At 64.8% G+C, this 24,417-nt stretch carries 23 protein-coding genes; 12 read left to right on the forward strand and 11 right to left on the reverse strand.

Annotated elements, in window-relative coordinates; all coding sequences use genetic code 11:
- From mdh to AC0L3B_RS03535, 4 genes are all read right to left on the reverse strand, one after another.
- On the reverse strand, positions 1-969 hold the full coding sequence (mdh, locus tag AC0L3B_RS03520; protein WP_007598869.1) for a malate dehydrogenase: 969 nt from the start codon (positions 967-969) through the stop codon (positions 1-3).
- A 183-nt stretch (positions 970-1,152) separates the two neighbouring features.
- Entirely contained in the window at positions 1,153-2,337 is a 1,185-nt protein-coding gene (zapE, locus tag AC0L3B_RS03525) for a cell division protein ZapE (protein WP_085348694.1), read from the reverse strand.
- 217 nt (positions 2,338-2,554) lie between these two features.
- Positions 2,555-3,091: an RNA 2',3'-cyclic phosphodiesterase gene (thpR, locus tag AC0L3B_RS03530; RefSeq protein ID WP_007598862.1), complete on the reverse strand. Its 537-nt coding sequence runs from the start codon at positions 3,089-3,091 to the stop codon at positions 2,555-2,557.
- Between the two features lie 174 nt (positions 3,092-3,265).
- Positions 3,266-3,901, reverse strand: a complete 636-nt coding sequence (locus AC0L3B_RS03535) for an arylesterase (RefSeq protein ID WP_473380131.1) — start codon at positions 3,899-3,901, stop codon at positions 3,266-3,268.
- 55 nt (positions 3,902-3,956) lie between these two features.
- On the opposite strand from AC0L3B_RS03535, the gene AC0L3B_RS03540 reads away from it, so the two are divergent.
- From AC0L3B_RS03540 to AC0L3B_RS03555, 4 genes are all read left to right on the forward strand, one after another.
- Complete coding sequence (locus tag AC0L3B_RS03540; RefSeq protein ID WP_018459825.1) at positions 3,957-4,679, forward strand: ABC transporter ATP-binding protein; 723 nt, start codon at positions 3,957-3,959, stop codon at positions 4,677-4,679.
- Entirely contained in the window at positions 4,676-7,246 is a 2,571-nt protein-coding gene (locus tag AC0L3B_RS03545) for an ABC transporter permease (protein ID WP_018459824.1), read from the forward strand. Before AC0L3B_RS03540 ends, AC0L3B_RS03545 begins: the two co-directional genes overlap by 4 nt.
- A 270-nt stretch (positions 7,247-7,516) precedes the next feature.
- On the forward strand, positions 7,517-8,308 hold the full coding sequence (locus tag AC0L3B_RS03550) for a Bax inhibitor-1/YccA family protein (RefSeq protein ID WP_007598855.1): 792 nt from the start codon (positions 7,517-7,519) through the stop codon (positions 8,306-8,308).
- A 228-nt stretch (positions 8,309-8,536) separates the two neighbouring features.
- Entirely contained in the window at positions 8,537-9,067 is a 531-nt protein-coding gene (locus tag AC0L3B_RS03555) for a GNAT family N-acetyltransferase (RefSeq protein WP_473380027.1), read from the forward strand.
- Between the two features lie 92 nt (positions 9,068-9,159).
- On the opposite strand, the gene AC0L3B_RS03560 is transcribed toward AC0L3B_RS03555, so the two are convergent.
- The 3 genes from AC0L3B_RS03560 to acnA form a co-directional block, all read right to left on the reverse strand.
- On the reverse strand, positions 9,160-9,528 hold the full coding sequence (locus tag AC0L3B_RS03560) for a DUF2794 domain-containing protein (RefSeq protein ID WP_018459822.1): 369 nt from the start codon (positions 9,526-9,528) through the stop codon (positions 9,160-9,162).
- Between the two features lie 591 nt (positions 9,529-10,119).
- Positions 10,120-10,896: a DUF1223 domain-containing protein gene (locus AC0L3B_RS03565; protein WP_473380028.1), complete on the reverse strand. Its 777-nt coding sequence runs from the start codon at positions 10,894-10,896 to the stop codon at positions 10,120-10,122.
- Positions 10,897-11,129: 233 nt separating this feature from the next.
- Positions 11,130-13,850, reverse strand: a complete 2,721-nt coding sequence (gene acnA / locus AC0L3B_RS03570) for an aconitate hydratase AcnA (RefSeq protein ID WP_473380029.1) — start codon at positions 13,848-13,850, stop codon at positions 11,130-11,132.
- A gap of 242 nt (positions 13,851-14,092) precedes the next feature.
- On the opposite strand from acnA, the gene ccmA reads away from it, so the two are divergent.
- The 5 genes from ccmA to AC0L3B_RS03595 all read left to right on the forward strand — a co-directional run bounded on the left by ccmA (position 14,093) and on the right by AC0L3B_RS03595 (position 17,285).
- Positions 14,093-14,695, forward strand: a complete 603-nt coding sequence (ccmA, locus tag AC0L3B_RS03575; RefSeq protein WP_473380030.1) for a heme ABC exporter ATP-binding protein CcmA — start codon at positions 14,093-14,095, stop codon at positions 14,693-14,695.
- Positions 14,696-14,969: 274 nt separating this feature from the next.
- Complete coding sequence (gene ccmB / locus AC0L3B_RS03580) at positions 14,970-15,638, forward strand: heme exporter protein CcmB (protein WP_106945554.1); 669 nt, start codon at positions 14,970-14,972, stop codon at positions 15,636-15,638.
- Positions 15,639-15,714: 76 nt separating this feature from the next.
- Positions 15,715-16,482 carry a heme ABC transporter permease gene (locus AC0L3B_RS03585; RefSeq protein WP_473380031.1) on the forward strand — a complete coding sequence of 256 codons (768 nt, stop codon included), beginning with the start codon at positions 15,715-15,717 and terminating at the stop codon, positions 16,480-16,482.
- Positions 16,479-16,664, forward strand: coding sequence for a heme exporter protein CcmD (gene ccmD, locus AC0L3B_RS03590; RefSeq protein ID WP_018459816.1), 186 nt, complete (start codon positions 16,479-16,481; stop codon positions 16,662-16,664). The genes AC0L3B_RS03585 and ccmD overlap by 4 nt, the downstream gene beginning before the upstream one ends.
- 24 nt (positions 16,665-16,688) lie before the next feature.
- Positions 16,689-17,285: a DsbE family thiol:disulfide interchange protein gene (locus AC0L3B_RS03595; RefSeq protein WP_473298133.1), complete on the forward strand. Its 597-nt coding sequence runs from the start codon at positions 16,689-16,691 to the stop codon at positions 17,283-17,285.
- 188 nt (positions 17,286-17,473) lie between these two features.
- On the opposite strand, the gene AC0L3B_RS03600 is transcribed toward AC0L3B_RS03595, so the two are convergent.
- Positions 17,474-18,076, reverse strand: coding sequence for a septation protein A (locus AC0L3B_RS03600; protein ID WP_007598838.1), 603 nt, complete (start codon positions 18,074-18,076; stop codon positions 17,474-17,476).
- A 3-nt stretch (positions 18,077-18,079) separates the two neighbouring features.
- On the reverse strand, positions 18,080-19,027 hold the full coding sequence (gene ftsY, locus AC0L3B_RS03605) for a signal recognition particle-docking protein FtsY (protein WP_247284929.1): 948 nt from the start codon (positions 19,025-19,027) through the stop codon (positions 18,080-18,082).
- Positions 19,028-19,087: 60 nt separating this feature from the next.
- Here ftsY and AC0L3B_RS03610 point away from each other — a divergent pair, with 60 nt between their 5' ends.
- The gene (locus AC0L3B_RS03610; RefSeq protein WP_473380032.1) at positions 19,088-19,789 is read left to right on the forward strand and encodes an RluA family pseudouridine synthase; all 702 of its coding nucleotides are present in this window, start codon (positions 19,088-19,090) and stop codon (positions 19,787-19,789) included.
- Between the two features lie 232 nt (positions 19,790-20,021).
- Positions 20,022-21,128 (forward strand): DUF2336 domain-containing protein, encoded by a 1,107-nt coding sequence (locus AC0L3B_RS03615; protein WP_473380033.1) that lies wholly within the window; start codon positions 20,022-20,024, stop codon positions 21,126-21,128.
- Between the two features lie 162 nt (positions 21,129-21,290).
- On the opposite strand, the gene mtaB is transcribed toward AC0L3B_RS03615, so the two are convergent.
- Together mtaB and dapF are read right to left on the reverse strand one after the other, a co-directional pair.
- Positions 21,291-22,544 (reverse strand): tRNA (N(6)-L-threonylcarbamoyladenosine(37)-C(2))-methylthiotransferase MtaB, encoded by a 1,254-nt coding sequence (gene mtaB, locus AC0L3B_RS03620; RefSeq protein WP_085348227.1) that lies wholly within the window; start codon positions 22,542-22,544, stop codon positions 21,291-21,293.
- Positions 22,544-23,419 (reverse strand): diaminopimelate epimerase, encoded by an 876-nt coding sequence (gene dapF, locus AC0L3B_RS03625; RefSeq protein WP_018459810.1) that lies wholly within the window; start codon positions 23,417-23,419, stop codon positions 22,544-22,546. Before dapF ends, mtaB begins: the two co-directional genes overlap by 1 nt.
- 220 nt (positions 23,420-23,639) lie before the next feature.
- On the opposite strand from dapF, the gene AC0L3B_RS03630 reads away from it, so the two are divergent.
- A complete protein-coding gene (locus AC0L3B_RS03630) occupies positions 23,640-24,413 on the forward strand; it encodes a GyrI-like domain-containing protein (RefSeq protein ID WP_247475288.1) in 774 nt (257 codons plus the stop codon).
- Positions 24,414-24,417 lie beyond the last annotated feature (4 nt).

The raw sequence follows: 24,417 nt of genomic DNA on the forward strand, positions 1-24,417 counted from the left end.
TTAGCGGCCCAGAAGATCGGGCGCGATCTTCTTGCAGGCGTCAACCAGACCCTGCACTGCGCCGACCGACTTGTCGAAGGCTTCGCGGTCCTTGCCGACGAGCTCGATCTCGACGACGCGCTCGACTCCCTTGGAGCCGATCACGACGGGCACGCCGACATACATGTCCTTCACGCCGTATTCGCCGTTCAGGTAGGCGGCCGAGGCCAGCACGCGCTTCTTGTCACGCAGATAGCTCTCGGCCATCGCGATCGCGGAAGCCGCCGGAGCATAGAAGGCCGAGCCGGTCTTGAGCAGATTGACGATCTCGGCGCCGCCGTTGCGGGTGCGGTCGACGATCTCGTCGAGGCGCGCCTGCGAGGTCCAGCCCATCTTGACGAGATCGGGCAACGGGATGCCGGCGACGGTGGAGTATTTTACCAGCGGCACCATGGTGTCGCCATGGCCGCCCAGCACGAAGGCGGTGACGTCTTCGACCGAAACGTTGAACTCGTCGGCCAGGAAGTAGCGGAAGCGCGACGAATCCAGCACGCCGGCCATGCCGACGACCTTCTTGTGCGGCAGGCCGCTGGCCTTCTGCAGGGCCCAGACCATCGCGTCGAGCGGGTTGGTGATGCAGATGACGAAGGCGTCGGGAGCGTACTTCTTGATGCCGGCGCCGACCTGTTCCATGACCTTGAGGTTGATGGAGAGGAGGTCGTCGCGGCTCATGCCGGGCTTGCGCGGCACGCCGGCGGTGACGATGCAGACCTTTGCGTTGTCGAGCGCCTCGTAGGAGTTCGCGCCGGTGTAGTGCGCGTCAAAGCCGTCGACCGGCGAGGACTGCGCGATGTCGAGCGCCTTGCCCTGCGGCACGCCCTCGGCGATGTCGAACATCACCACGTCGCCCAGCTCTTTCAGGCCGATGAGATGAGCCAGCGTTCCGCCGATCTGACCGGAGCCAATCAAAGCAATCTTGTCGCGCGCCATGTGAGCCTGTCCTTTAGACACGTAAGGAGGGGAAAACTGAGACGGGTGGTTATCCCTTTCGCCTCCCCCGTTCAAGTCACGGGTTGCCCAATTGTCGGGCTTGCCGCGTATTCAAGCGCAACCTTGTCATTCCGGGGCTTGGGGAAGCGCCGAGTCCGGAATGACAGCGCTGGCAAATAGGACTTAAGTCTCGACCAAGCCCTTGGTCGAGCCGCTGGCGGTGGAATCCTTGCGGCCGTGAGGCAGCGCCAGATAGGATTCCGAGCTCATTTCGATCAGGCGCGACGCGGTGCGCTTGAACTCGTTGGCCTCGTTGCCCTCATTGGCAAGATAGAGCGAGATCGGGTTGGCATCGGCGGAGGCCATCAGCTTCACGGCATTGTCATACAGCGTGTCGATCAACGTAATGAAACGCTTGGCGGCGTTGCGCTGGGAGAAATCCATCACTGGAATATGGTCGACCAGGATGGTGTGATAGTCGTGCGCCAGCCTGAGATAGTCGGATGCCCCGAGCGGCTTGTCGCAGAGATCGGCGAACGTGAAGCGCGCCACGCCGTGGGCCGAGCACGGCACGTGCAGGATGCGGCCCTTGATCGAAATATCGCGCGACTTGCATTTGGCGCCGCCTGACATCTTCGACCAGGCGCGGTCGAGCGCGGCGTCCGCCTCGGTGTCTGCCGGCGTCAGCCACATCGGTACGCCCTGAAGTTTTTCCAGCCGGAAGTCGGTGCGCGCGTCGAGCCGCAGCACGTCCATGTGGTCGGTGATCTGCCTGATGAAGGGCAGAAACAGCGAACGGTTTAGGCCGCCCTTGTAGAGGTCGTCAGGCGCGACGTTGGAGGTCGCGACCACCACGGTGCCGAGCTCCAGCAGCTTTGCGAACAGGCGGCCCAAGATCATCGCGTCCGCGATGTCGGTGACGTGGAATTCGTCGAAACAGAGCAGCCAGCTCTCCTCGAAAATCGCATGCGCGGTCAGCGCGATGACGTCGCCGTCGCCAATCTCGCCGCGCGCGATGCCCTGGCGATAATCGTAGATGCGCTCGTGCACCTCGGCCATGAATTCGTGGAAATGGGCGCGCCTCTTGTGCTCGACTGTCGAGTGCTGGAAGAACAGATCCATCAGCATGGTCTTGCCGCGGCCGACCTCGCCATGGACGTAGAGCCCGTGCGGCGCCTCGTCCTTGTCGCTGCTGAACAGGCGGCTGAGCAGGCCCTGCTTGCGCGGCGGCTTGTAATCGGCGAGCCGCTGGTCGAGCGCGGCATAGGCGTCGGCGATTTCAGCCTGCGCAGCGTCGGGCTCGATCGCGCCGGACGCGATCTGGGCCTGATAGGCCTCGCGGAATGAGGAACTGGGGGTCGAGAGCATGCTCTTTACCGCCAGAGATGAGCGGAAATTGCAAGCCGTGAATTGGGGCGGGGCGCTATGCATTCCGTGTCCCGGACGCGCTGCGGCACGCAGTGACGCTGCGCAGAGCCGGGACCGACTGTTTCGTACAGGACCGTTCGTCTATCGCCGCGTAATGGGCCCCGGCTCTGCAGCGCACCGCTTCGCGCTGCGCAGCGTCCGGGGCACGAGAGCTTCGCTACTCACACAGCTCGTAGGCGTCCTCGACCACATACGGGCCGCCGCCGGTTGAGGCGCGGGACGAGAACAAAACAAAACGTTCGGCCGTGAATGCCTTGCTGGGAAAATAGCCACGCAGCGAGAGATAATCGGCGACGTCACGGTCGGTGGCGTCGTGCAGCCGGGCCAGCGTGACATGCGGGATGAACTTGCGGCCTTCCGGGTCGAGGCCGATCCGCTGCATCAGGCGCTCGAGCTCGGCCTGCAATTCCATCAGCGGCTTGCTCGGCACGATGGTGGCGACCACCGCGCGCGGCTTGCGTCCGCCGAAACTCTGCAAACCCTGCACCTTCACCTCGAACGGCTTACGGTCGACGCGAAACAGCATCGAGGCGATTTCGTTGGCGGACATGCCATCGATATTGCCGATGAAGCGGAGGGTGACATGGTAATTTTCGGGATCGATCCAGCGGGCGCCGGGAAGGCCGCCCCGCAAATTGGAAAGCGACTGGCCAATCTCGGCCGGAATTTCCAGACCAGTGAACAAACGCGGCATCGTTTCGCACTCCCGATGCTTGGGCATGATCCCAGGGCAAGATCATATCCAAATTTTAGAGCCGGCGACGAATCACCGGTACCCTAATTCCTATCGCAGTTGTGTGACCCTGCGAAGCATCGCGCGCCTTACTCCGGTAAAACCCTGGGAATTACGGTTAGCGCTGCCTGCTTTTCAACGCCGTTGCTCAGCTATGGTGCCAAGAAATGCCTCAACCGTGGGCAAGATATTCCTGACGATGATGTCAACGCCGGCCGCGGTCGGATGAATGCCGTCGGCCTGGTTGAGCTTGGCATCGGCCGCGACACCCTCAAGCAAAAACGGATAGAGCGGCACGTCGAATTTTTTCGCCAGATCCGGATAAATCGAATTGAAGCGCGCAGCATAATCCGCGCCGTAATTCGGCGGCGCCAGCATGCCGCACAGCATCACCGCGATCTTGCGCGCCTTGAGGCGCTGGACGATCTCGGTCAGCGCGGTGCGGGTCAAATCGGGATCGATGCCGCGCAACGCATCATTGGCGCCGAGCTCGATGATCACACCGTCGGTTCCGTCGGGGACCGACCAGTCGAGCCGGTCACGGCCCCCCGAGGAGGTGTCGCCGGATACCCCGGCATTGGTCATGCCGACCTCTATGCCTTTGTCTTGTAGAGCTTTTTGAAGCTTTGTGGGGAACGCTTCCTGGGCCGGGAGGCCAAGACCCGCGCTCAGGGAATCGCCGAGAACCACCAGCTTGATCGGTTTCGCCGCCTCAGCCCATGCCGGATTTGCGACGGTCATCAAAGCGAACATCAACACGGCTATGTGCATGAACAATCCGTAACGCCTCTCGACCGCGCGGGCGGAGTTGCCATATGACCGGACCATGGACACTCGCATCTCTTCCTCTTCGCTCGCCGACAGTTCGGCCGACACCATCGCCATCTCCAACGTCAATCTGTCATTGGGTACGGGCGCGGCACGCGTTCACATCCTCAAGGATATCAGCTTGCGCGTGGGCCGGAGCGAGACAATCGGCCTGATCGGCCCGTCAGGTTCGGGCAAATCCACGCTGCTGATGGTGATGGCGGGGCTGGAGCGTCCTGATAGCGGAGAGGTGGTGGTCAACGGCACGCCTTTCAATGCCCTCGACGAGGACGCGCTGGCCCGCTTCCGCGGCCGCCAGGTCGGCATCGTCTTCCAGTCCTTCCATTTGATCCCGACCATGACCGCGCTGGAGAATGTCGCGGTGCCGCTCGAGCTTGCGGGCAATCCCGACGCCGCAAAGCGCGCGGCGCAGGAGCTGCAATCGGTCGGGCTCGGCGACCGTCTGCATCATTATCCGACCCAACTCTCCGGCGGCGAGCAGCAGCGCGTGGCGCTGGCCCGCGCACTGGCACCCGATCCAGCGATCCTCGTCGCCGACGAGCCGACCGGCAACCTCGACGAAGCCACGGGACAACAGATCGTCGACCTCCTGTTCAGCAAGCATGCCGAGCGCGGCATGACGCTGGTGCTGGTCACGCACGATTCTTCGCTCGCGCAGCGCTGCGATCGCGTGATCCGCCTCCGTTCGGGGCGCATCGACACGCAGTCGGCGCCGGCATGAGTGCTGCTGCCGCACCGTTTGCGAAGCCCAACGGCGTCGCGCTGTCGCTGCGTTACGCGCTGCGCGAATTGCGCGGCGGCCTGCGCGGCTTCTACGTCTTCATTGCCTGCATCGCGCTCGGCGTGATGGCCATCGCTGGCGTCGGCTCGGTCTCGGCGAGCCTGAGCGACGGCCTCGCCCGCGAAGGCCGTACGCTGCTCGGCGGCGACGTGTCGTTCGTCCTGTTTCAGCGCGAGGCGAAGCCGGAGGAAGTCGCCTTCCTGCGTTCGCGCGGCACCGTCTCGAGCGCCGCCACACTGCGCGGCATGGCGCGCTCGGCCGAGGGCAAGCTGGCCCTGGTCGAGATGAAGGCGGTCGACGACACCTATCCGATGCTGGGCCAGCTGACGCTGGCGCCGCCGCTGCCGATGTCCGAGTTGCTCGCGGAGCGCGACGGCGCGTTCGGCGCGGCCGCCGATCCGACACTGCTGGCGCGGCTGTCGCTCAAGACCGGCGATCGCGTCACCGTCGGGGCTGCGACGTTCCAGATCCGCAGCGCCGTCGAAGCCGAGCCCGACAAGCTCGCAGGCGGCATCGGCTTCGGCCCGCGCTTCCTGATCAGCGAAGCGGGCCTGCGCGCGACAGGGCTCGTCCAACCCGGCAGCCTGGTGCGCTGGGTCTATCGTGTGAAGCTGCCGGAGATCGCCAACAACGAGCGCGCCACCGACGCCTTCATCGCGGACGCCCGCAACGCCGCGCCGCAGGCCGGCTGGGAGGTCCGCAGCCGCTCCAATGCCTCGCCGCAGCTCGAGCGCAACATCAACCGCTTCACGCAGTTCCTGACGCTGGTCGGCCTCGCCGCGCTGCTGGTCGGCGGCGTCGGCGTTGCCAATGCCGTCAAGGCCCATATCGACCACAAGCTCGAGGTGATCGCGGCCTTCAAGGCCGTCGGCGCCACCGGGCGCGACGTGTTCGGCATCTATCTCGCCCAGGTTCTCCTGCTCGCCGCGATCGGCTCAGTGATCGGCCTCGCACTAGGCGCCGCCATGCCGTTCGCGATCGTCGGCCTATTCGGCAAGCTGCTGCCCCTGCCGGTGGTGCCGGCGGTGCATGCCGACGAGCTCGCGCTGTCGTTCGTCTACGGGCTGCTCACGGCGCTTGCCTTCGGCCTGTGGCCGCTCGGGCGAGTGCACGACGTGCCGGTGGCGGCGCTGTTCCGCGACACCATCAGCTCCGAATGGCATCGGCCACGCTGGAGCTATCTCGTCTTCATGGCCGTCGTGATCGCGCTGCTCATCGCGGTCGTGATCGGGCTGTCCTTCGACAAGCGCATCGCCGCGGTGTTCGTGGCCTCCTCCGTGGTCGTGTTCGCGCTGCTCCGCGGCATTGCCGCCCTGCTGATGACGATCGCACGGCGGCTGCCGCGCACGCGATGGCCGATGCTGCGACTTGCGATTGCCAACATCCACCGGCCGGGCGCGCTGACGCCCTCGGTCGTGCTGTCGCTCGGGCTCGGGCTCGCCGTGCTCGTCACCATCACCCAGATCGACGGCAATCTGCGCCGGCAGTTCCTGGCGGCGCTGCCCGAGCACGCGCCATCGTTCTTCTTCATCGACATTCCGAGCACGCAGGCCGAGCAGTTCGACACATACCTGCGCCAGATCGCCCCTGGCGCGAAAGTCGACGACGTGCCGATGCTGCGCGGACGGATCGTCGGAGCCCGTGGTGTCCGCGCCGAGGAGCTCAAGCCCAGCACCGATTCCGAGTGGGTGCTGCAGAGCGACCGCGGCCTGACCTATACCGCCGAGCTGCCGAAGGGCTCCAAGGTGGTCGAGGGCGAGTGGTGGAGCGCCGATTATTCCGGCCCGCCGCTGGTTTCGATGGAGAAGAAGATCGCGGACGGACTCGGCCTCAAGGTCGGCGACGAGGTCGTGGTCAATATCCTCGGCCGCGACATCCCCGCGAAGATCAGCAATCTGCGCAGCATCGACTGGCAGGGCCTCGGCATCAATTTCGTCCTCGTGTTCTCGCCGAACGCATTCAAGGGCGCGCCGCACACCCACATCGCGACGCTGACGGAAGCCGGCGGCGATGCGGCCGGCGACGGCAAGATCATCAAGGAGGTCGCTGACGCCTATCCGATGGTGACGAGCGTGCGCGTGCGCGAGGTGATGGAGACGGTCGGCTCGGTCGTGACCAACCTGGCGCTGGCGATCCGCGGCGCCAGCGCGGTGACCCTGATCTCGGCGATCCTGGTGCTCGGCGGCGCGCTCGCCGCCGGCCATCGCCACCGGGTCTACGATGCGGTGATCCTCAAGACCCTGGGCGCGACCCGGCTGCGGCTGCTCGGCGCCTATGCGCTCGAATACCTCCTGATCGGGCTTGCCACCGCGGTCTTCGGCGTTTTCGCCGGCAGCGTCGCGGCCTGGATGATCGTGACCCGGCTGATGACCCTCACTTTCGTCTGGCAGGGCGGCAGCGCAGCCGGCGTGGTCGCGGCTGCCTTGGTCGTCACGGTCGGCCTCGGGCTCGCCGGCACCCTGCTGGCGTTGAACAAAAAGCCCGCCACGGTGTTGCGGAATTTGTGACAAATGGTAGCGGGCGGCGGCACGGGAGCGAAATCGCACGATTCCAGCGATTAACCACGTCCGCTCGTCTGGATTGCAGGTAAGGGCGACATTCAGCCGCGCGTGGACGGTTGCAGCGAATGTGTTAGTTTCCCACATATCGAATGGGTTCGGAGCCCCGATTGTTAGCCAAAATTTAGTCGGCAGACATCGGTATCCGAGATAGAATTTGACGAACCGGCGGCATGGCGACCCTCATGCCGGACCGGACCAACCAACGGGAATTCGACCATGTCGGACCTAGACCGCAATTACGCTTCTCCTTTCGGCAGGGCCGCCGGGCGTGTTGACGCCGCGACGGTCGATGCCGGCCTGCGCGCCTACATGCTGCGCATCTACAACTACATGAGCATCGGCCTGGCCATCACCGGCCTTGCCGCCCTCGGCGTCTACATGGCCGCCGTGACGGACGTTCCGACCCCGGAAGCCGTGCGGGTCGGCAAGCTGTTCCTGACGCCGTTCGGCTACGCGATGTTCGTCAGCCCCCTGAAGTGGCTGTTCATGCTCGCGCCGCTCGCCATGGTGTTCGTGATCTCGGCAGGCATCAACCGGCTCGCTCCTTCGACCGCCCAGATCCTGTTCTGGGTGTTCGCGGCACTGATGGGCGTCTCGCTGTCCTCGATCTTCCTGGTGTTCACGCACACCTCGATCGTCCGGGTGTTCTTCATCACCGCGGCGACTTTCGGCGCGCTCAGCCTCTACGGTTACACCACCAAGCGTGACATGAGCGGAATGGGTTCGTTCCTGTTCATGGGCCTGATCGGCATCGTCATCGCGAGCCTGGTGAACCTGTTCCTGGCGAGCTCGGTGCTGCAGTTCGTCGTGTCGGTGGTCGGCGTGCTGGTGTTCGCGGGCCTCACCGCCTGGGATACCCAGCGGCTGAAGAACGACTACATCTACGGTTACGCTTCGGCCGGCGGTGACATCGCAGAGCGTGCGGCCATCACCGGCGCGCTGTCGCTGTACCTGAACTTCATCAATTTGTTCACGCTGCTCCTGCAGCTCCTCGGCCAGCGCGACTAAGCGCCAGCCCAGAGTGGACGACAGCAACCCCCGGCCGAGAGGCGGGGGTTTTTGTTTGGGGCGAGCCTCTCAACACCCACCGTCATTGCGAGCGCAGCGAAGCAATCCAGAGTCCCTCCGCTGGTGCATTTCTGGATTGCTTCGTCGCAAGGGCTCCTCGCAAGGACGGAGTATGAGGAAGCACGGTTGCCTCTTCCAGCCGCCCCGGGAAGGCTCTAATCTTGCGGCATGTCCGCACCCGATATCAGGCCCACCACCGAGGCCGACCTCCCCGCCATCACGGCCATCTATCGGCAGGCTGTCCGCGAGGGCACCGCGACGTTCGAGCTGGAGCCGCCCGACCTTGCCGAGATGACGCGCCGCTACCGCACGCTGATCGATGGCGGCTACCCCTATTTCGTCGCCATCCTCGACGGGCGCGTCGCCGGCTACGCCTATGCCGGTGCCTACCGGCCCCGCCCGGCCTACCGCTTCACGGTCGAGAACTCGATCTATCTCGATCCATCCTTCCACCGCCGCGGCATCGGGGCGCTCCTGCTGGAGCGGCTGATCGTCGAATGCGAGGCACGCGGCTTCCGTCAGATGATCGCGGTAATTGGGGATTCCACCAATGCCGGCTCGATCGGCGTGCACACCAGGGCCGGCTTCAGAATGATCGGCACGCATCCCAGCGTCGGGCTGAAATTCGGCCGCTGGCTGGACACGGTAATGATGCAGCGGAGCCTCGGCGAGGGCGCCAAGAGCGTGCCGGGGAAGTAAGGCCCGTAGCCCGGGTGAGCGAAGCGATACCCGGGAACGCTGCAAGCAAAGACCCGGATGTCGCTACGCTCATCCGGGCTACTGGATCCCTGCTACACCACCGCCAATTTGCGATCGATCACCAGGAGCACACGCTCCAGCTCGTGGCCGCGGCGCAGGATCAAGCCCGTCGCCGAGATCACGCTGTACATGCCCTGCTTGCGCGCGAGGCGCGGATCCTTCTCGATACGATAGATCGGCACTTCCGAGGCGCGGCGAAAGACCGAGAACACAGCGCGATCCCTGAGGAAGTCGATGGCATAGTCGCGCCACTCGCCTTCGGCAACCATCCGGCCGTAGAGATTGAGAATACGGTGCAGCTCGAGCCGGTTGAACGTCACGCGGCTCAGTTGCGCATTCGAAGCGGCGGGGCGCGCTGCCGCACGCTGTTCGCTCGGATCGGTATCCTCCGACAGACTCATAGGCCGCCTCCTGTCGCATCAGCATGACCGCGTCCGCGAAGACCGTCCCTCGACCGCGGATCATGACGGTTGCATGATTGCGCCAACTGTTCCCCACCGCAAGGGCCCTTAGAAGGACCTTGGAATCCAAGCCAATCCGCCCACACGCAGCAGTGGAACTCTGTCGCGGCAAACCGTCACGGGATCGTTAGCAGGAATCATAGTGTCGCCGCTTTTCCGCCAAGCGACTGCCGCCCTGCGTTGCGAAAAGACCTATGTGCGTTGACCCGGTCCTTTCGGTTCCGGATTCCTCAGCCCCCAGCCCCCCGGGGCCGTCAGGATCGGGTCTGTTCGCACGACAAGGAGGGCCAACGCGAGTTGGTCCTTTTTTGTTTGAGTCGATTTGTTTGGGTCGGGATGTTTCTGCCTCGACGGATATCTCAGCATCTCAGCAAAACCTCTTCCCCTCATCCTGAGGAGCCGCGAAGCAGCGTCTCGAAGAATCGAGGCCGAGCTGCCTCAGCAGGGCCTGCATGGTTCGAGACGGCGCTGACGCGCCTCCTCACGATGAGAATTGAGAGTGTGCTTGAGTCGGAAGATTCGAAGTGCGCGTCAGTGCAGCGACGTATACGCCGCGCCCAGCATCGGGCCCGGTCTCTCCCGGCTGCCGTCCTGGACATAGACCACGGCACCGTCGACGCCGTCACGCGTGAGGTTCTCGATCGGCACCGTCCAGCTTTCCGGGCGGCCGGTCCAGTCGCCGACCTTCAGCAGGTTGCGCACCACGTTGTGATAGATCACTTGCTGTCCGCGATTTTCGCCGCGGCTGATCGCGATCGGCACCGACTTCGCAATCGAGCAGATCCAGACCTCGCCGTGGGACGCCGTCGGCTCCTTGCTCGCGGCCACCGAGACGTTGATCTGCTTGCCCGCGAGCGACATCGTCACCGGCACGCTCATCACACCAGTGCCCGCCTCGGTTTTGCCGATGGCGGTTTCGATGCCGGTGCGGTCGCTGCCGACGACATGCGTGGAGCCGTTGACCACGACCTGCGGCGTGTAGACTTCGCGGTCGCCGCGCATGCGCGAATAGGCACGCTGCCGTGCAGAGAAGCGCGAATCGGCCAATGTGTCCTTCCAGCCGAGATAGTCCCAATAGTCGATCGGCATGCTCAGCGCGATGATCGAGGGATCGCGGGCGAGGTCGCCGATGATCTTGTCGGCCGGCGGGCAGGAGGAGCAGCCCTGCGAGGTAAACAATTCGACAACGGCGCGGGGATCAGCCTCGGCAGGGCGGATGACGGCGACGATTGCACAGAGACCAAGAGCTCCCGACCAGAGGGCACCGGACCAGCGTGAAACCAGATGAGAAGCCGTCATTGTTGTCATGTCGAACGCCGCACACCATTGCTCGTGAGGGGAAATCTTACCGCCGGATGGTCACCGTAATCTTACGGGCCTCACACATTTGTTGTCCGTCCAAGAACCGTACAAGGGGAGGTTCTGTGCCGGGCGGGCCCATCTGAAGCCTGCCGCAAACGCGTGAAGGCGGCCTTGTGATAGGCCGCCTTCGTGTAACCTACTACTCACTTCGCAGTGAGCCACCGTTCACAAATCCGCGCTTACGCCGCGAGCTTGCGTAGCACGTAGTGCAGGATGCCGCCGTTGCGGTAGTATTCGAGTTCGTCCAGCGTATCGATGCGGCAGAGCAGCGAAACGCGCTGCAGCGAACCGTCGCCGGAGACGATCTCCGCGGTCAGCTTCTGGCGCGGCTTGAGGTCGCCAACGAGGCCGCGCAGCGTGACCTTCTCGTCGCCCTTCAGACCGAGCGACGACCAGGAGGTGCCGTCCTCGAAGGTCAGCGGCAGCACGCCCATACCGACCAAATTGGAGCGGTGGATGCGCTCGAAGCTCTGGCAGATCACGGCGCGCACGCCGAGCAGACGGGTGCCCTTCGCGGCCCAGTCGCGCGAGGAGCCGTTGCCGTATTCGGCGCCGGCGAACACCACCAGCGGCACCTGCTCCTGCTGGTACTTCATCGCGGCGTCGTAGATCGACATCTGCTCGCCGTCGGGCCAGTGCTTGGTGAGACCGCCTTCCGGAATATTGCCGTCGGCGCCCTTCAGCATGAAGTTCTTGATGCGGATATTGGCGAAGGTGCCGCGCATCATGACTTCGTGGTTGCCGCGCCGCGTGCCGTACTGGTTGAAGTCGGCCGGACGCACCTGGTGCTCGCTGAGATATTTGCCGGCGGGCGAGGTGAGCTTGATCGAACCGGCCGGCGAGATGTGGTCGGTGGTGATCTTGTCGCCGAACATGGCGAGGATGCGGGCCTCGACGATGTCGGTGACCGGCTCCGGCTCCTTCTTCATGCCTTCGAAATAGGGCGGGTTCTGCACATAGGTCGAACTCATGTTCCAGCGATAGGTTTCGCTCTCGACCGTCTTGATCTTGCGCCAGTTGGTGTCGCCCTTGAACACGTCGGCATACTTCTTCTTGAAGATCGACGCGGTCACGAACTTCTTCATGAAGGCGTTGATCTCCTTGGTCGTCGGCCAGATGTCCTTGAGGTAGACCGGCTTGCCGTCCTTGCCTTCACCGAGCGGCTCGACGGCGAGGTTCTTGGTGACGGTGCCCGCGAGCGCGTGGGCGACCACGAGCGGCGGCGAAGCCAGATAGTTCGCCTGCACGTCCGGTGAGACGCGGCCTTCGAAGTTGCGATTGCCGGAGAGCACCGCAGCCGCGACGATGCCGTTGTCGTTGATCGACTTCGAGATCTCCTCGGGCAGCGGACCTGAATTACCGATGCAGGTGGTGCAGCCGAAACCGACCAGGTTGAAGCCGACCTTGTCGAGATCGGCCTGGAGACCGGAATCGGCAAGATAGGCCGCCACCACCTGGCTGCCCGGGGCGAGCGAGGTCTTCACCCACGGCTTTGCCTTGAGGCCCTTCGCGGCGGCGTTGCGCGCCAGAAGACCGGCGCCGATCAGCACGCTCGGGTTCGAGGTGTTGGTGCAGGAGGTGATCGCGGCGATCACGACGTCGCCATGGCCGATGTCGAAGTTCTTGCCGTCGACGGCGAAGCGCTTCCCCGGCTCCTCGGCCTTCTTGTATTCGCTGGCGAGCGCGAGCGAAAAGCCCTCGGCCACGGACGGCAGCGCAATGCGGCCTTCGGGGCGCTTCGGGCCGGCCATCGAGGGCACGACATCACCGAGGTCGAGCGTCAGCGTTTCCGTGAACACCGGATCGGGCGACTTGGCGGTACGGAACAGCCCTTGCGCCTTCGCATAGGCCTGCACCAGCGCGACGCGCGCCGAGGCGCGGCCGGAGGTCTTGAGATAATCCAGTGCGGCGGCATCGACCGGGAAGAAGCCGCAGGTCGCGCCATATTCGGGCGCCATGTTGGCGATGGTTGCCTTGTCTGCGACCGAGAGATGGTCGAGGCCGGGGCCGAAGAACTCCACGAACTTGCCGACGACGCCGAGCTTGCGCAGCATCTGCGTCACCGTCAGCACCAGGTCGGTCGCGGTGACGCCTTCCTTCATCGCGCCCTTCAGCTTGAAGCCGACGACGTTGGGCAGCAGCATCGACAGCGGCTGGCCGAGCATGCAGGCTTCCGCCTCGATGCCGCCGACACCCCAGCCGAGCACGGCAAGGCCGTTGACCATGGTGGTGTGGGAATCGGTGCCAACCAGCGAGTCGGGATACGCGACCTCGAAGGTGCCGGTCTTCTTGCCGACCGCCATCTTCTCCTTCTTGGTCCACACCGTCTGGGAGAGATATTCGAGATTGACCTGGTGGCAGATGCCGGTGCCGGGCGGCACGACGGAGAAGTTCGAGAACGCCTTCTGGCCCCATTTCAGGAACTCGTAGCGCTCCTGGTTCTGCTTGTATTCCTCGGTGACGTTCTTGCCGAAGGCCTTGTTGTCCCCGAAGAAGTTCACGATCACGGAGTGGTCGATGACGAGATCGACCGGCACCAGCGGATTGATCTTCTCGGCGTCGCCCCCGAGCTTCTGCATCGCGTTGCGCATCGCGGCGAGATCGACCACGGCGGGCACGCCGGTGAAGTCCTGCATCAGCACGCGCGCCGGGCGGAAGGCGATCTCATGCTCCAGCGACTTCTTGCGCAGCCACTTCGACACCGCGACGATGTCTTCCTTCTTGACCGAGCGGCCGTCCTCGTTGCGGAGCAGGTTCTCGAGCAAAACCTTCATCGAGTAGGGGAGTTTCGAAATTCCCTTCAGACCATTCTTCTCGGCCGTGGGCAGGCTGTAATAGACATAGGTCTTGGCGCCGACCTTGAGGGTCTTTTTGCATTTGAAGCTGTCGAGCGAGGTCATGTAGGAAATCCCAATTGTCAGTTATACCCGGCAGGGTATTTTAACACCGTCAGCGTAGGCAGGCTGAGTCACTTGCAGGGGCAGGTTGAGTTGCCGCATCAAGTAGTTCCGGGCTTATAGAAGCTTTCTAACCGCGCCGCCACAGCCACAATCGTGCCGCGGCAATCCGCGAGCCAAAAATTCCCATACGCTACCCCAAGTTTTCCTGAGGCCTGGCTTTGAGCGGATCGATACGAGGCAAGATGCAGCTTTCCGGACGCGGGGTCAGTTGCGTGCGGGGCGGGCGCGAGGTGTTTTCCGCGCTCGATTTCGAGGCCGGCTCCGGCGAAGCCGTGGCGGTCGTCGGCCGCAACGGATCGGGCAAGACCTCGCTGCTGAGGCTGATCGCGGGCCTGCTCATTCCGGCGAGCGGCACGATCGCGCTGGACGGGGGTGACGCCGAGCTGACGTTGCCGGAGCAATGCCACTATCTGGGTCATCGCGACGCCCTGAAGCCAGCCCTGAGCGTGGCGGAGAATCTGACGTTCTGGGCCAATTTTCTCGGCGGCGAGCGTTTCGACACCGGCAAGGGACTCGCCACCGTCGGGCTCGACCATGCCGCCGATCTGCCCGCCGCCTTCCTGTCCGCCGGCCAGCGCCGCCGGCTGTCGCTGGCCCGCCTGCTCACCGTCCGCCGCCCCGTCTGGCTGTTGGACGAGCCGACCACGGCGCTCGATGTCGCGGGACAGGACATGTTTTCCGGATTGATGCGCGGGCACTTGGCGCGCGGCGGCCTGATCGTCGCCGCCACCCATGCCCCGCTCGGGATCGATTCGCGGGAGCTGCGGATCGGGGGTGCGGCGTGATTCGGGTCGACCCTCAGGTTTCCAAGCGGCCGAACTCCGCCCTCTCCGTTCCCTCCCCCCTTGTGGGGGAGGGTCAGGGAGGGGGGTGCCACACGGCGCACTCTCTCGGTTCTCGCGTTCGGCAGGCGGGCGCTCCGTTGCTAGCAGCCCGCACCCAAGAACCATCTTCCTCGGGGCTACCCCCCTCCCCCGCCCTCCCCCACAAGGGGGGAGGGAGCGCAGCTCGCCCGGGGCAACCGGCCGACGCTGCCTCCTCACCTCTGGGAGCAGTGGCATGACCGCCCTGTCTGCCCTCATCCGCCGGGATATCCGGATCGCGCTCCGCGTCGGGGGCGGGGCGTTGATTGGCGTGCTGTTCTTTCTGACCGTGGTGGTGCTGATGCCGTTTGCTGTGGGGCCGGACCTGGCACTGCTGTCGCGGCTCGGACCCGCCATCCTGTGGCTGGGGGCGCTGCTGGCGAGCCTGCTGACCCTGGACCGGCTGTTCATGGCCGACCACGAGGACGGCTCGCTCGACCTGATCACGATGAGCCGGACCCCGCTGGAACTCGCCTGCGCGGCGAAGGCGCTGGCGCATTGGCTGGCCGCCGGCCTGCCGCTGATCGTCGCAACCCCCGTGCTCGGCCTGCTGCTCAACCTCGACATGGTCGCAACCGGTGCTGTGGCGCTGACACTGCTCGCTGGCACCCCGGCGCTGACGTTTACGGGAATGATCGGTGCGGCGCTGGCGGTGACGCTGCATCGTGGCGGCTTGCTGATGGCCGTCCTGGTGCTGCCGCTGTCGATACCGGTGCTGATCTTCGGCGTCGCGGCCTCACAGGCGGCGATCGTCGGACCCATGACGTTCGGCGCGCCGTTCTCGATCCTGTGCGCGCTATCGCTGGTCAGTCTCGTGATCGGCCCGTTCGCGGCTGCGGCGAGCCTGAAGCATGGATTGGATTGACCTTGACCCCGATCAACTTTCGCTGCGGACTTTCGTGCTGATTGCGTGAGCGCTTACCTGTGATTATCAGGATACCATGACGCTGATCGACCTCGCCAACCCCACACGGTTCCTCGCGCTGACGGCGCGGCTGCTGCCATGGCTTGCGGCCGCGACCATCATCCTGCTCGCGATCGGGCTCTATCAGTCTGCCACCGCACCCGACGACTATCAGCAGGGCGCGACGGTAAAGATCATGTTCATCCACGTGCCTAATGCCTGGCTGTCGATGTTCGTATGGGGCGTGATGAGCATTGCCTCGCTCGGCACGCTGGTGTGGCGGCATCCGCTTGCCGACGTCGCCGCCAAAGCGGCCGCCCCGATCGGCGCCAGCTTCACCTTCCTTGCGCTGCTCACGGGCTCGCTGTGGGGCCGGCCGATGTGGGGCACCTATTGGGAATGGGACGCGCGGCTGACCTCGGTGCTGATCCTGTTCCTGATGTATCTCGGCCTGATGGCGCTGTGGCGCGCGGTCGACGAGCCCTCCCGCGCGGCGCGCGCCGCCGCCGTGCTGACGCTGGTCGGCGCGCTCAACCTGCCGATCATCAAGTTCTCGGTCGATTGGTGGAACACGCTGCACCAGCCGGCCTCGGTGATGCGGATGGGCGGCTCGTCGCTCGACAAATCCTTTTTGATTCCGCTGCTGGTGATGGCGGTCGCGTTCACCCTGCTGTTCGTCACGCTGCATATCGCGGCGATGCGCAACGAGATTTTGCGTCGGCGCGTGCGGTCCCTGCAGATGATGCAGGCGAGCCGTGTGGCGTTTGCAGAAGTCGGCACGTCAAAGGAAGTTGGGGCTGCATGATCATGTCGCTCGGTCCCTACGCGTCCTTCATCGTGACGTCCTATGCCGCGGCCGCCCTTGTGGTCGTGATCCTGATCGGCTGGATCGTGCTCGATCATCGGAGCCAGACACAGCGCCTGCGCGAGCTCGAGCGCAGCGGCGTGACCCGCCGCTCCGGCCGCAGCGCGACGGATCGGCCATGAGAGATCGAGCATGAGAGATCAATCATGAGCGAGCAATCGACGTCCGCTCCGCCGCAGCGCCGCACCTTCCTGATGGTGCTGCCGCTGATCGCCTTCATCGGCTTGGCGTTGCTGTTCTGGTTCCGGCTCGGCAGCGGCGATCCCTCGCGAATCCCTTCCGCGCTGATCGGACGCCCCGCGCCGCAGACCACGCTGCCGCCGCTCGAGGGATTGCAGGCCGACAACGCGCAGATCCCCGGCCTTGATCCCGCTGCGTTCAAGGGCAAGGTCAGCCTCGTCAATGTCTGGGCGTCCTGGTGCGTGCCGTGCCACGACGAGGCGCCGCTCCTGACCGAATTGGCAAAAGACAAACGCTTCCAGCTCGTCGGCATCAACTACAAGGATGCCGCCGACAATGCGCGGCGCTTCCTGGGGCGCTACGGCAACCCGTTCGGCCACGTCGGCGTCGATGCCAACGGCCGCGCCTCGATCGAATGGGGCGTCTATGGCGTGCCGGAGACCTTTGTCGTCGGTCGCGAAGGCACCATCGTCTACAAGCTGGTGGGACCGATCACGCCGGAGAATTTGCGGACGGAGCTGTTGCCGCAGATGGAGAAGGCGTTGAAGGCGGCGGGGAGCTAGCTCTGTCGTCAGTGTGAGCGAAGGACCCAACCCCAAACACCGCTGTCATGCCCCGGCTTGACCGGGGCATCCAGTACGCCGCGGCCTCTCCGTATCTCACAACCGTCTCTGGAATACTGGATCGCCCGGTCAAGCCGGGCGATGACAGTTGAGTGTGTGGCTGCAACCAGCAATGATGAGTTGAGAGCTCAACCCTTCCTCACGTCCCCCGCCTCGGCCTCGCTCGCTTCCAGCGACGCCGGCTCGAGGTGATAACGCTTGGTCAGCGGCATCTGGGCGATGGCGAAGATCATGGTGATCGGTGTGACGCCGAACACCTTGAAGTTCACCCAGAAGTCGGTGCTCTGGGTGCGCCAGACGATCTCGTTCAACACCGCCATGCCGGCGAAGAACAGCGCCCAGCGTAGCGTCAGGATGCGCCAGCCCTGCGGCGTCAAATTGAACATCTGGTCGAACATGACGGCAATGAAGGAGCGGCCGAACAACAGGCCGCCGCCGAGGATCGCAGCGAACAACGCGTAGATGATGGTCGGCTTGAGCTTGATGAAGGTCTCGTCATGCAGCACCAGGGTCAGCGTGCCGAACACCAGCACGATGACGCCTGTCACGATCGCCATGATCGGGATGTGGCGCGTCACCACATAGGAGGCGATCATCGCCGCAACGATCGCGACCATGAAGGCGCCGGTCGCGGCGAACAGGTTGAACTTCGCATTCACGAAGAAGAACACGAGCAGCGGGCCAAGCTCGGTGGCAAGCTTGAACAGCGGATGCGGCTGGGTCTTGTCCATTCTTCAGCTTTCGATTCCGGCAATGGCGCGGGCGAAATCGCGCGCGGTGAAGGGCGCGAGATCGTCGACGCCTTCGCCGACGCCGATGAAGTGCACCGGCAGTTTGAATTTCTCCGCGAGCGCCACCAGGATGCCGCCGCGGGCGGTGCCGTCGAGCTTCGTCATCACGAGGCCGGTGACCCCGGCGGTGCGATGGAAGGCCTCGACCTGCGACAGCGCGTTCTGGCCGACGGTGGCGTCCAGCACGAGCAGCACCGCATGCGGCGCAGTCGCGTCCACCTTGCGGATGACGCGCACGACCTTTTCGAGCTCGTTCATCAGCTCGGCCTTGTTCTGAAGCCGCCCGGCGGTGTCGATCAGGAGCACGTCGATGGCCTGCTCCTTCGCGGCCGTCAGCGCGTTGAAGGCGAGGCTCGCCGAATCCGAACCTTGCGCACCTGATATGACGGGCGTCCTGGTGCGCTCGCCCCAGACCTTGAGCTGTTCGATCGCCGCTGCGCGAAAGGTGTCGCCGGCCGCCAGCATCACCTTGCGGCCTTCGGATGCGAATTTTTGCGAGAGTTTCCCAATGGTGGTGGTCTTGCCGGAGCCGTTGACGCCGACCACGAGGATAACGAACGGCTTCTTGCCAGCGTCGATCTCCAGCGGCTTCGCCACCGCCGCCAGTACCTTCTCGACCTCGGTCGCGACGACGTCCTTGACCTCGTCCGCTGAGATAGCCTTGTCATAGCGCCCGGTGCCGACCGCATCCGCGATCCGCACCGCGACGGAGGTGCCGAGGTCGGCGCGGAGCAGCACGTCCTCGATGTCGTCGAGCATGGCGCGGTCGAGCTTGCGCTTGGTGACGAGGTCGGCGACCGCGGTCCCGAGCGAGGACGAGGTGCGCTTCAGCCCGTCGGACAGGCGGCGCCACCAGCTCAGCTTGGGGGTCTCGGGGGTGGTATCGTTCATGGTGGCGGTGTGTTAGCCGTTCCGGCTCGCAAACGAAAGTCTTGACCGAAAGTCCTGCAATTGCTCGATGTTCCCGAATTGACGGCCGACGAAATCCTGGCGCGCGTGCTCCATCGCGACGGATTGATGCTGGTCATCGACAAGCCGGCCGGCCTGCCGGTGCATCGCGGACCCAAGGGCGGTGCCAATCTGGAAACCTCCTTTGAGGCGCTTCGTTTCGGCCTGCCGCGGCCGCCGGTGCTGGCCCACCGGTTGGACAAGGACACCTCGGGTTGCCTCGTGCTCGGCCGCCATCGCAAGGCGACGGCCTCGCTCGGCCTGCTGTTCAAGCATGGCAAGATCGGCAAGACCTACTGGACCATCGTCGAGGGCGGCCCCACAGAGGACGAAGGCACCATCGACATGCCGCTCGGGCGGCTGAACGCCGAACGCGGCTGGTGGCAGAAGCCCGATCCCGAGGGCCAGAAGGCCATCACCAACTGGAAGGTGATGGGCCGGGGCGACGGCCTGACCTGGCTCGCCATGGAACCGGTGACCGGGCGGACCCATCAATTGCGGGTGCATTCGTCCGCGACCGGCTGGCCGATCTTCGGCGATAACATTTACGGCAAAGGTCCGCGCTTCGGCGAGCCGAAGCTGCACCTGCATTCCCGCGAGATCGTGGTACCGATCTCCCGCAACAAGGAGCCGGTCCGCGTGGTGGCGCCTGCCCCGCCCCACATGCACGAGCGCCTCCGCGCCTGCGGGTGGAACGGGGAGTAGCCCGACTGCTCGCCTTCATGGTGAGGAGGCGCGCAGCGGCCGTCTCGAACCATGAAAGGCCCGCATCTCGCCCGTGGCCGTCCTTCGAGACGCCCGCTTTGCGGGCTCCTCAGGATGAGGAGCAGTGCCCGCCGCGCTCCCTATAGTTTACGAAACGTTCAGTGCTCGTCGCTAATGATAATGGTTGCTTAGAACAAGCTTCCGTTAATCTGCTCAGGACGAGCTGCGCGTCATGTCCACGGCCGAGTTATCGATCATCGACGAGGTCGAGTCCGCGCTTCGGACAGGCTCCGCGGAAAAGGGCCTGGCAACAGCCCGCCGCGTCACCGACCTGTTCCTGTCCTCCGCCGGCAGTTTCGACGACGAGCAGATCGCATTGTTCGACGACGTGCTCGATCGCCTGATCGGCACCATCGAGCTCCGCGCCATCGGCGACATGGGCGCGCGCGTAGCGCTCGCCGAGATCAGCGCGCAGCTCGCGCCGATCGCGCAGGCGCCGCCATCGGTCATTCGCCGCCTCGCCAACAATGACGAAATCCGCATCGCTGGTCCCGTGCTGCAGGAATCCGCGCGCCTCGACGACGGCGCGCTGGTGCAGATCGCATCATCCAAGGGCGAGCCGCATCTGCTCGCGGTCGCCGGACGCTGGTGGCTGAAGGAGATCGTCACCGATGCATTGCTGGCGCGACGTTATCCCAGCGTCAGCCGGCGGCTCGCCGCCAATCCCGGCGCGCGCGTCTCCGGAAGCGGATTTGCCGTCATCGTCGGACAGGCGGAGGCGGATCCCGAGCTCGCTGTCAGCGTCGGCGTCCGCGTCGATTTGCCGTCAGACCTGCGCCGTCAATTGCTGCGCTCGGCGAGCGAGGCCGTGCGGACCCGCCTGTTGTCGCGCGCGCCGCCGCATCTGTTCGAGGAGATCCAGAGCGCGATCGCCGCAGTCACCGTCGGTGTCGAGCGCGAGATGTCGGGTGTCGATTTCGAAGGCGCCAAGCGCGCCGTCGCAGGTCTCAGGGCGACCGGCCAGCTCAGCGAAGCGACGCTGCTCGGCTTCGCAACACAGCGCCGTTATGAAGAAGCGGTGGCCGCATTGGCGGCATTGTCGGGATCGACTGTCGAAGTCATCCGCCCGCTGATGCAAAGCCTGCGCGAGGACGGCCTGCTGGTGCCGTGCAAGGCAGCGCAGCTCAGCTGGGAAACCACCGCCGCCGTGCTCGTAAGCCGCTTTGCGAGCGGCGCGATGAAGCCGGCCGATATCGCAAGGGCTCAAAGCCATTACGCGCGCATGACCCCGGAGAATGCGCGGCGGACGCTGCGCTTCTGGCAGGTGCGGGCGTTGTAGTTTTTCCCTCTCCCCTTGTGGGAGAGGGTGGCTCGCCGCGCAGCGGCGAGACGGGTGAGGGGTCTCTCTCCGCGAGTCCACATTGAGTTGAGTACGCGGGAGCAACCCCTCATCCGGCGCTTCGCGCCACCTTCTCCCACAAGGGGAGAAGGGAAGGAACCGTCACACCGTCAGCCGCGCGCCATCACGACCGGCGATCCGCAGCGGCGCGATGCGGCCCACACGCTCGCCCGCAATCGCCACCGGCAGATAATGCTCCGTCCGTCCCTGACCGTCGCTCTCGATCAGCACCTCACGCGTGGCGCCTATCTCGGCTTGCAGCCGCTGCAGGAGCGCGGTCTCACCGGCCGAGCGCAGCCGCTTCGCACGCTCCTTGATTGCACCGCCCGCCACCTGTGGCATCCGCGCGGCCGGCGTGCCGGGACGCGGCGAATAGGGGAAGACGTGGAGGAACGTCAGGCCGCATTGCTCGACCAGATCGAGCGAGCGCGAGAACATCTCCTCGGTCTCGGTCGGAAAGCCCGCGATGATGTCGGCCCCCAGCGCGATATCCGGGCGCAGCCGGCGGACCTGGTCGCAGAACGCGATGGCGTCGCCGCGCGTATGCCGCCGCTTCATGCGCTTCAAGATCATGTCGTCGCCGGACTGCAGCGACAGGTGCAGATGCGGCATCAGCCGCGAATCCTCAGCAATTGCATCCAACAGATCGCTGTCCGCCTCGATCGAATCGATAGAGGAGATGCGCAGGCGCCTCAGCTCCGGCACATGCCGCAAGATCTGCTTCGTCAGCATGCCGAGTTTTGGCGTGCCCGGCAGGTCAGTGCCGTAGCTGGTGAGGTCGACGCCCGTCAGCACGATCTCGGCATGGCCGCGCTCGGCCAATGCCCGGACCTGATCGACCACGGCGCCCATCGGCACCGAGCGCGAATTGCCGCGCCCGAACGGAATGATGCAAAAGGTGCAGCGATGGTCGCAGCCGTTTTGCACCTGCACGAACACGCGGGGCAGCCCGCTCGCAAAGCCGTCGATGAGATGCGGCGCCATCTCCTTCACCGCCATGATGTCGCTGACGGCGATTTTTTCGCTCGTACCGAGATCGAACGCCGTACGCGCCTCGCGCCACGCAGACGACCGCATCTTGTCGTCATTGCCGACGACGCGATCGACCTCGGCCATCTCGGCGAACATGCCGCTTTGCGTCTGCGCCGCGCAACCGGTGACGACGATGCGCGCTCCCGGCCGCTCGCGCTTCAATTTGCGGATCGACTGCCTCGCCTGCGCCACCGCTTCGTTGGTGACGGCGCAGCTGTTGATGACGATGGCATCTGAAAGGCCCGCGCCCTCGGCCTCGCGGCGGATCACCTCGGCCTCGAAAGCATTGAGGCGGCATCCGAAGGTGACGATGTCGACGCTCATCACCCGACCGGCGCGAACAGCGCCGGATCGAAACGGCCTTCATATTCGAAGGTCGCCGTGCCCGTCATCAGCACGTGATCGTCGCGCTCGCGCCATTCGATCCCGAGCTTGCCGCCGGGCAGCGTGATCTCGACATTGCGCTCGGCGCGCTTCAGCCGCGCCGCCGCGACCGCCGTGGCACATGCGGCCGAGCCGCAGGCCCTGGTCAGGCCGGCGCCGCGCTCCCAGGTGCGGATCGTGATGTGCTGGGGATCGACGATATGGGCTAGCGTGATGTTGGCGCGCTCCGGGAAGATCGGATGGTTCTCCAGCAGCGGACCGAAACGCTCGAGGTCGTAGGCGTTGACGTCATCGACCCAGAAGATCGCATGCGGATTGCCCATGCTGACCACCGAGGGCGAATGCAGGATCGGATTGTCGATCGGGCCGATCTGCAATTCGATGTAGCGGGTGTCACGAAATTCCTGGTCGAGCGGAATGTCCTGCCAGCCGAACTTCGGCGCGCCCATGTCCACCGTATAAAGATCCGGCGCCGGACCCTGCCAGGCATTGAGCAGGCCCGCGGCCGTCTCGAACGTTGCCGTGCTCTGGCCAGTCTTTTCGAAGATGCGCCGCACGACGCAGCGCATGCCGTTGCCGCAGGCGCCGGCCTCGGAGCCGTCTCTGTTGTAGATGCTGATGAACGCTTCGGTGCCGTCGAAGCGCGGCTTCTGCAGCACCATGAGTTGGTCGTAGGGCACGCCGCCTCGCGGCGATGCCACCGCGCGGGCATCGTCCGGGGTGACCTTTGAGGTGGAATCGCGCATGTCGACAACGACGATCTCGTTGCCGATGCCGTTCATCTTGGCAAATGCGTGGTTGGCCAGCGCGCTCATGAAAATTCCCGAATTTCGCCTGCCTTATATGGCGATCCTTGGCCCTCTTGGCCAGTGATTTGCCGAGAAGAGCCAGGACGCTGCCATGACGCATCTGTCATGGGACGAATTCGGCGCTCGCGTGTTAGAACGGCGCAATTCGCGCGATCCGGGACATGCGGCCGGGCTAAGGCTTCGGGGACGTAAGGCCTTGGCGGATAAGCTATTGGGGAGAATAAAAATGTTCAGGTTTCGTCGTCTCGTTTTGGCCGCGCTGATCCCGGCAGCGGCCTTGTCGTTTAGTCTGTCCGCCACGCTGGCCCAAACGCCGAGCCCGGCACCGGCCGCATCAGCGAGCCCCTCGCCGGCCCCGTCGGCTTCGCCCGCCCCGGCCGCGAGCGCTGCCCCCGTCGCCACGCCCTCGCCGGCGGCCAGCGCCACGCCAAGCCCTGCAACGTCCCCTGCAACCTCGCCCTCGCCAGCCGCCAGTGCGTCACCCAGCCCGGCCACTCCGCCCCCGGCTGCCGCCGCGACGCCGGCTCCCGTGCAGACGGCCGATCCTTTCGGCCAGGAGACCACGCTCGAGTCCAAGAAGGTTTTGATGGTCAAGGGCACTGCCAATTGGGACTCGGCCTTCGACACGCTGATTGACGCCTTCAAGGCGCTGAACACGCTGCTGGACAAGCAGGGCATCAAGCACGCCGGCAATTCGATGATCGTCTACACCTCGACCGACGACACCGGCTTCACCTTCCTAGCCGAGATCCCGGTCGAGCAGGACCCGAAGAACCTGCCCAAGGACATGAACGTCGGCAAATCGCCGGAGGGCAAGGCGCTGAAATTCGTTCATCGCGGCTCCTACGACAACATGGACAACACCTATGAGGCGATCACCAATCACCTCGACGACAAGAAGCTGGAAGCCAAGGACACCTTCATCGAGGAATACCTCACCGATCCCCTGAAGACGGCGGAGGACAAGCTCGTGATCAATGTTTTCGTGCCGCTGAAGTGAGACC

This window comes from Bradyrhizobium sp. Kon56 (genome assembly GCF_055807635.1).